General features: G+C 75.7%; 7 protein-coding genes and 1 pseudogene. 7 read left to right on the top strand and 1 reads right to left on the bottom strand.

What is annotated here, in order from left to right; genetic code table 11:
* The 7 genes and pseudogenes from ACFW1A_RS36675 to ACFW1A_RS36645 form a co-directional block, all read left to right on the top strand.
* A pseudogene (locus ACFW1A_RS36675) lies at window positions 1–1,049 on the top strand (hypothetical protein); the annotation flags it as partial.
* A 259-nt stretch (window positions 1,050–1,308) separates the two neighbouring features.
* A complete protein-coding gene (locus ACFW1A_RS36670; RefSeq protein ID WP_380417272.1) occupies window positions 1,309–2,463 on the top strand; it encodes a TerD family protein in 1,155 nt (384 codons plus the stop codon).
* A gap of 93 nt (window positions 2,464–2,556) precedes the next feature.
* The gene (locus ACFW1A_RS36665; RefSeq protein ID WP_380417270.1) at window positions 2,557–3,147 is read left to right on the top strand and encodes a Uma2 family endonuclease; all 591 of its coding nucleotides are present in this window, start codon (window positions 2,557–2,559) and stop codon (window positions 3,145–3,147) included.
* A gap of 13 nt (window positions 3,148–3,160) precedes the next feature.
* A complete protein-coding gene (locus ACFW1A_RS36660; RefSeq protein ID WP_380417267.1) occupies window positions 3,161–3,931 on the top strand; it encodes a putative protein N(5)-glutamine methyltransferase in 771 nt (256 codons plus the stop codon).
* Window positions 3,932–4,046: 115 nt separating this feature from the next.
* The gene (locus ACFW1A_RS36655; RefSeq protein ID WP_380417265.1) at window positions 4,047–4,976 is read left to right on the top strand and encodes an SPFH domain-containing protein; all 930 of its coding nucleotides are present in this window, start codon (window positions 4,047–4,049) and stop codon (window positions 4,974–4,976) included.
* A 28-nt stretch (window positions 4,977–5,004) separates the two neighbouring features.
* Window positions 5,005–5,241: a hypothetical protein gene (locus ACFW1A_RS36650; RefSeq protein WP_380417263.1), complete on the top strand. Its 237-nt coding sequence runs from the start codon at window positions 5,005–5,007 to the stop codon at window positions 5,239–5,241.
* Between the two features lie 4 nt (window positions 5,242–5,245).
* The gene (locus ACFW1A_RS36645; protein ID WP_380417261.1) at window positions 5,246–5,878 is read left to right on the top strand and encodes a GPP34 family phosphoprotein; all 633 of its coding nucleotides are present in this window, start codon (window positions 5,246–5,248) and stop codon (window positions 5,876–5,878) included.
* 73 nt (window positions 5,879–5,951) lie between these two features.
* Here the strand turns inward: ACFW1A_RS36645 and ACFW1A_RS36640 are convergent, their stop codons facing one another.
* Window positions 5,952–6,881 carry a proline dehydrogenase family protein gene (locus tag ACFW1A_RS36640; RefSeq protein WP_380417259.1) on the bottom strand — a complete coding sequence of 310 codons (930 nt, stop codon included), beginning with the start codon at window positions 6,879–6,881 and terminating at the stop codon, window positions 5,952–5,954.
* Window positions 6,882–6,945: the final 64 nt, after the last annotated feature.

Here is a 6,945-nt window from a genome sequence, read left to right as displayed (position 1 = left end):
GGCGCGCGGCGGCGCCGCCCGGCTCGGGCGCGCCGGTCGGGGCCGCGGGCGGTCCGACCGCGCTGCCGAGCTCGACCCCGTCCCCCGCCCCGGCGCGTCCGGGCCCCTCCGCGCCCTCCAGTCAGGGCGCCCCCCCCGTAAACCACCCCACCAGCCCCCCGCCCGCCGACGGGCGGCCGACGGCCGTTGCCAGCCCCAGCGCGGCCACCGCGCTGAGCGGCGCGCAGCCGACCGCCCCCGCGCCGGCGAGCACCCCGCGCCCGGGCATCTCGGCGAGCACCGTGCCCGGGGCCTCGCCGAGCGTGCCCGCAGTGGCGGGCAATCCGCCGGGCGCGGTGGTCGCCTCCCCGGGAGCCGCCGCCGCGGACCCCGCCCCCGCCCCCGCCACCACGGACCCGGCCGCCGACGCCGCGGACCCCGGCGCCACCACGACGGACCCCGGCACCACCGACCCGTCGGTGCTGGGCCAGACCGACGCCGGCGGCAAGCCGGTCCCGCCCGTCCCGGTCCCGCCGGCCCGCACCCCGGCGCAGCCGCAGCCGCAGCCGCCCACCGGCACCCCGCTGATCCCCGGTCAGCGCCCCTCCCCGGAGGCCACCGGGGGCCCGGCGGCCGTCGCCGACCCCGGGCTGACCGGCCAGGGCAGCGCCACCGACCCCGCCGACCCGGCCCGGCGGTACACGGTGGCCCTGACGGTCACCCGGCCGCTCACCGCCGTCGAGGTCGAACTGCGCCTGGACCGGGCCGCCGCCGGGGCCGGCGCGATGACCTGGAGCACCCTGCCCGGCGCCCGGGTGACGCTGGACCAGGACGGCCCGCTGCTGGTCTACCGCTTCGCCCTGCCCGCGGGCGAGGACGTGCTGCCGGGCAGCTACACCTTCACCGTCCAGCAGGCCGGCGGCACCGCCCCCGCGGTCCGCGGGGCGGCGGGCGACTGGACCGCCTCCGGCTTCGCCCTGGACGACCCGTCGGCGGTGGCGGTCCGCGGCGGCTTCGGGGACACGGTCCGCGCCGCGCCGAGCACCCCGCTGCTGGCGGTCCGGCAGTAACGGTCCGGTAGGAGCGGGTGGCAGGAACGGTTCGGCAGCACCGGTCGGGATGCTGACGGACCGCCAGTCACGGTGCGCCGCCGGGGCTTCTCCCCGCAGGCCGGACACGGCACCACCACCGCAGCTCCGCGCTCCTTGGCTAGGCTGGGCGCGTACCGGCGCACCCGGGCTCACTCGCGAGCCCCCGCGCGCCGGTGGCCGACCCACCCCCGGCCTCCGGCCGGGGGCACTCGCACGCCGCCGCGCCGAGGAGGAGCTGGTGACCACCGCGCTGGCCCAGGGGGCGACCGCCCCGCTGACCGCCGTCCGGGTGACCGTGGAGGTGACCGCCCGTCAGCGCCTGGACGTGGTCGCGGTGCTGCTCACCTCCGCCGGCCGGGTCCGCTCCGACGCCGACCTGATCAGGCGTCAGTCCCCGCGCGGCCCGGGCGTGCTGCACCGGCCGGCCACCGGTTCGGTGCCGCAGGCGATCACCGTGGACACCTGGGCGCTGCCGCGCGACGTGACCCGGGTGCTGGTGGCCGCGAACCTGGCGGACCCGCGGGCCACCTTCGCCGGCGCCGAGCCCACCGCGACCGTGCGCGACGCCGCCACCGGGCGGGTCATCACCACCTTCACCCCGCCCCGGCTGCAACGCGAGACCGCGCTGCTGGTGGTCGAGGTCCACCGGCGCGGCGCGGAGTGGAAGCTGCGCGCGGTCGGCCGCGGGTACCCGGACGGACTGGCGGGCCTGGCCGCGGAGTTCGGCGCCTCGGCGGAGGAGCCGAACACGGCCGCGGACCCGCGGCGGGCACCGGCCTTCACCCCCGCCGCGGTGCCGCCGCCGATGCCCGCCGCGCCGCCCCGCGGCACCCTGGACAAGGGCCGGGCGAAGCTGGTCGAGGACGGCTCGGTCGCCCTGGTCAAGCAGGGCCGGCCACTGCCCGGGCCGGTGCGGCTGGCGGTCGGCTGGGCGCCCGCGCGCCCCGGGCACGGCGTCGACCTGGACGTCTCCTGCCTCGCCTTCGACGCCCGGCGCGAGCGGCTGGACACCGCCTGGTTCATGAAGCGGTCCGTCTTCGACGGCGCGGTCCGCCACCTCGGCGAGCTGCCGGCCGACTCCCCCGACGCCGAGGCGCTCGACCTGGACCTCGCCGCCCTCCCCACCGAGGTCTGCGGCCTGGTCCTGGTGGTCAACTCCTTCTCCGGCCAACGCTTCACCGAGGTCCACGGCACCTACTTCCGGCTGCTCGACCCCGCCACCGGCGACGAACTGGTCCGCTACGACCTCCCCCGCACCGACCCGCACCCCGGCCTGATCCTCGCCAAGCTCGTCCGCCACCTCTCCGGCGAGTGGGTCCTGACCGCCCTGGCCACCTCCGTGGACGCGAAGACCGCCCGCGGCATGGTGCAGCCGGCCTCCCGCCTGCTCTGAGGCTCCGCCCACGAACGGGTGAACCCGCGGAGATCCCGACCCGGGCGACTTGCGCTCCGGACAGCCTCACCCCTGCCCACGAAGGGAGGCATCATGAGTGCCATGACACATGAGCGGCCGGCGCAGGAGTGGTCCGAGGAGCAGGTCCTCCTGGACTGGTTCCTCGACCTGGTGACCCCCGAGGGATTCCGCGCCGAGCTCGTCAACGGGGAGATTGTCGTGTCGCCACCACCAGACGGAGACCACGAGGACTACCTCGGCCTGATCGTCGGGCAGATTCTCCGCGAGTCAGAAGTGGTCATGCAGGCCTCCGGCCACAAGGGTCTGATCACACCCCCCACGCGAGGCACTCTCCAGAACCACGTCATTCCGGACGCCACCATCGCCCCGCAGGACCTGCGCCTGTTCCGCGGCGCACCGGGCTGGATGGAGCCGGACGGCGTGGCCATGGTGGTCGAGGTCACCTCCAGCAAGCCGGGCCGGGACCGGATCGCCAAGCGACACGCCTACGCCTCCGCGAAGATCCCGCTCTACCTCCTCGTCGACCGCGAGCTCTCCACCCTCACCCTCTTCCACTCGCCCGGCGGCGACGACTACACCGAGCACCACGAGGTGGCCTTCGGCGAGCCGCTCCCCCTCCCCGCCCCGTTCGGCTTCGCGCTCGACACTTCCCCCTTCCTGTGATCGACTCGGGGCCGTGCCCGTCCCCTCCCACGCCTCGATCGTCACCGCCCTGCGCGCCGCCGGCTGCGTTTTCGCCGAGGACGAGGCGGACCTGATCCTCGCCGCCGCCACCACGCCCGAGCAGCTCCGGGCCCTGGTGGCCAGGCGGGCCGCGGGTGAGCCGCTGGAGCAGGTCGTCGGGTGGGCGGAGTTCTGCGGGCTGCGGATCACCGTGGACCCCGGGGTGTTCGTGCCCCGCCGCCGCACCGAGTTCCTGGTCGAGCGGGCCCGCGAGGTGACCCCGCCGGACGCCCTCGTGGTGGACCTCTGCTGCGGCTCGGGCGCGCTCGGCGCCGCACTCGCGGCCACCGCACGGCCCGCCGCCCTGCACGCCGCCGACCTGGACCCGGCCGCCGTGGCCTGTGCCCGCCGCAACCTCGCCGGGGTCGGCACCGTGCACCGGGGCGACCTGTTCGACCCGCTCCCCGCCGAGCTGCGCGGCCGGGTGCACACCCTGCTCGCCAACGTCCCGTACGTCCCCACCCGCGAGATCGCCCTGCTCCCCGCGGAGGCCCGGGACCACGAGGCCCGCCTCGCGCTGGACGGCGGCGCCGACGGCCTGGCCGTGCTGCGCCGGGTGGCCACCGGGGCGGGCCACTGGCTGCGCCCCGGCGGGCACCTGCTCTTCGAGACCAGCGAGCGTCAACTCCCCCACGCCGTCGCAGTGGTGCGGGACGCCGGGCTCACCCCCCAGGTGGCGGTCGACGAGGACCGCGACGCCACCGTGGTGCTCGCCGCCCGCTGAGCCGCACCCCCCAGGACCCCTGCCCTTCCTCCCGCCCTTCCTCCCGCCCGCAAAAAGTGATATCACTTTGCTAAGCCCGCGCTAGCGGGTAACGGAGGAGAGAGGAGCGGGCCAGATGGCCGCTCAGGAGTTCCAGAACGTCGAGATGCCCGCCCCCAAGGTCACCGAGCGGGTGATCACCGGCCGCGCGGGCCTGCCCGTGCTGCTGCTCGCCCTGCTGCTGTTCGTGGCCGGCCCGGTGCTGCTGGTGGTGGGCGGCGTCCAGCAGGCGCACCACGGCGCGGCCGGCCCGGCCCTGCTGACCGCCGGCCCGCTGGTCCTCCTGCTCTCGCTGCTGCTGATGCGCGGCCTGACCGTGGTGGCCCCCGGCCAGGCCCGGGTGGTCCAGCTGCTCGGCAGCTACCGCGGCACCCTGCGGGCCGACGGCCTGACCTTCGTCAACCCGTTCACCTCGCGCCGCCGGATCTCCACCCGGATCCGCAACCACGAGACCGAGTCCGCCAAGGTCAACGACGCCGACGGCAACCCGATCGAGATGGCCGCCGTGGTGGTCTGGCAGGTCGAGGACACCGCCAAGGCGGTCTTCGAGGTGGACGACTTCGTCGAGTTCGTCGCCATCCAGACCGAGACCGCGGTCCGCCACATCGCCAACAGCTACCCCTACGACGCCCACCAGGAAGGCCAGTTGTCGCTGCGGGACAGCGCCGACGAGATCACCGTCAAGCTCTCCGAGGAGATCGCCAGCCGGGTCGCGTCGGCGGGCGTCAAGGTGGTGGAGTCCCGGATCACCCGGCTCGCCTACGCCCCCGAGGTGGCCCAGGTGATGCTGCAGCGCCAGCAGGCCGGCGCCGTGGTGGCGGCCCGCCGGCTGATCGTCGAGGGCGCGGTCGGCATGGTCGAGCTCGCCCTGGAGCGGCTCGCCGAGCGCGACGTGGTGGAGTTGGACGAGGAGCGCAAGGCCGCCATGGTGAGCAACCTGCTGGTGGTGCTCTGCGGCGACCGCGGCACCCAGCCGGTCGTCAACACCGGTTCCCTCTACCAGTAGATGGCCCTGTCAGGAGGAGGCGCGCGCAGTGGCGACGGAGCGGAAGAAGATCCTGCTGCGGCTGGACCCCGCCGTCCACGACGCGCTGGCCCGGTGGGCCGCCGACGAACTGCGCAGCACCAACGCCCAGATCGAGTTCCTGCTCCGCCGGGCGCTGACCGACAGCGGTCGGATGCCCGGCGGCGTGGGCCGGCTGCCCAAGCGGGGCCGCCCGACCAAGGACGACGAACCGACGGTCCCGGACCGCACCGGAGAGGACGAGTGACCCGATGGCCGAGCTCCCCGCCACCCTGCCCGCCCAGCTCTACCTGCTCGCCTACGACCCCGAGCGGTCCCGGCTCACCGGCCGGCGCAACCTGGACCTGATGCTCACCGCGGGCGCCCTGGCCGAACTGCTCCAGCGGGGCCTGCTGCGCGACCTCAAGGGCCGCGCGGTGGCCGGGGCGGGGCCGGTCCCGGCCGACCTGCCCGGGCCGCTGGCCGAGCTGCTGGCGGAGATCGCCGGGAGCCGCCCGCGCACCTGGAAGCACTGGGTCGGCCGGCGCCGCGGCTTCGGCCGCACCGTCCAGCAGGAGCTGGCCGGCGCCGGACTGCTGCGGCTGGAGCCGTACCGGGTGTTGGGGCTCTTCCCGGCCGTCCGGGTGGAGCTGCGCGACGGGCGCCCGCGCAAGGCGCTGCTGGCGGCCTTCTCGGCCGCGCTGCGCGGCCCGCAGTCCCGGGTCGAGCCGCGCACCGCCGCCCTGGTGGCCCTGGCCGACGCGGCCCGGCTCGGCCTGGTGCTGAACCACCGTCAGCGGCGCGCCCACAAGGAGCGGATCCGGCAGCTGGCCGCCCGCTGCGAGCCGCTGCCGGGCGCCCTGCGCGCGGCGATCCGGACCCGGGACAGCGCTGCCACCGGCTGACGGCCCGGGAAAACACCGAGCGGCCCGTTCCCCCACCCAGGGGACGGGCCGCTCGGCAGCTCGTGGCGCGGCGTCAGCCGCGGGTGGCCATCGCGCGCAGGAAGAACGTCAGGTTGGCCGGACGCTCCGCCAGGCGGCGCATGAAGTACCCGTACCATTCCTGGCCGTACGGCAGGTACACCCGCATGGTGTTGCCCGCCTGGGCCAGCCGCAGCTGCTCCTCGGGGCGGATGCCGAACAGCATCTGGTACTCGAAGCTGTCCCGGGTGCGCCCGTTCCACTCGGCCAGCTGGCCGGCGATCTTGATCATGTTCGGGTCGTGCGAGGCCACCATCGGGTAGCCCTCGCCCGCCATCAGCACCTTGAGCGCGCGCACGTAGGCCAGGTCGACCTCGCGCTTGCCCTGGAAGGCCACCGACTCGGGCTCCTTGTAGGCGCCCTTGCAGATCCGCACCCGGGAGCCCGGACCGGAGAAGTCCTTGCAGTCCGCCTCGGTGCGGCGCAGGTAGGCCTGCAGCACGACGCCCAGCCACGGGAAGTCGGCGCGCAGCTCGCGGGCGATCGCCAGGGTGGAGTCGGTGGTGGTGTGGTCCTCCATGTCCAGGGTGACCGTGGTGCCCGCCTCGGCCGCCGCCTCGCAGATCCGCCGGGCGTTCTCCAGCGCGATCTTCTCGCCGTCCACCGGCAGGAACTGGCCCACCGCGGAGAGCTTGACCGAGACCTCGGCGTTGGCCGCCAGGCCGGTCTCCTTGAGCGCGGTCAGCAGGTGCTCGTAGGCCAGCGCGGTGCCGGCGGCCTGGGCGGCGTCCTTGGTGTCCTCACCGAGGTGGTCCAGGGTGACCTTGCGGTCGGTGGCGACCAGCTCGTCGGTGGCGGTGACCGCCTGGTCCAGCTGCTCGCCGGCGACGAAGCGCTCGACTATCGCGTGGGTCGGCGGGAACTTCTCGACCACCGTGCGCACCTGCGGGGAGCGGGAGGCGGCGAGGAGGGCGGAACGGAGCATCGGGGACTCCTGTGGGGGATGGGCAGGAAGACGAGGGCGTGGGGGCGGCGGCGAGGGTGGCCGC

The sequence above is a fragment of the Kitasatospora sp. NPDC058965 genome (assembly GCF_042741245.1).
Taxonomy (GTDB): Bacteria; Actinomycetota; Actinomycetes; order Streptomycetales; family Streptomycetaceae; genus Kitasatospora.
The sequence above is the reverse complement of the archived record's forward strand: the minus strand, read 5'-3'. Positions and strand labels throughout refer to the sequence as shown.

Coding starts and splice junctions, on each gene's coding strand:
- ACFW1A_RS36645 (WP_380417261.1), top strand. CDS start 5,246: ATGGCCGAGCTCCCCGCCACCCTGCCCGCCCAGCTCTACCTGCTCGCC.
- ACFW1A_RS36655 (WP_380417265.1), top strand. CDS start 4,047: ATGGCCGCTCAGGAGTTCCAGAACGTCGAGATGCCCGCCCCCAAGGTC.
- ACFW1A_RS36640 (WP_380417259.1), bottom strand. CDS start 6,881: ATGCTCCGTTCCGCCCTCCTCGCCGCCTCCCGCTCCCCGCAGGTGCGC.
- ACFW1A_RS36665 (WP_380417270.1), top strand. CDS start 2,557: ATGAGTGCCATGACACATGAGCGGCCGGCGCAGGAGTGGTCCGAGGAG.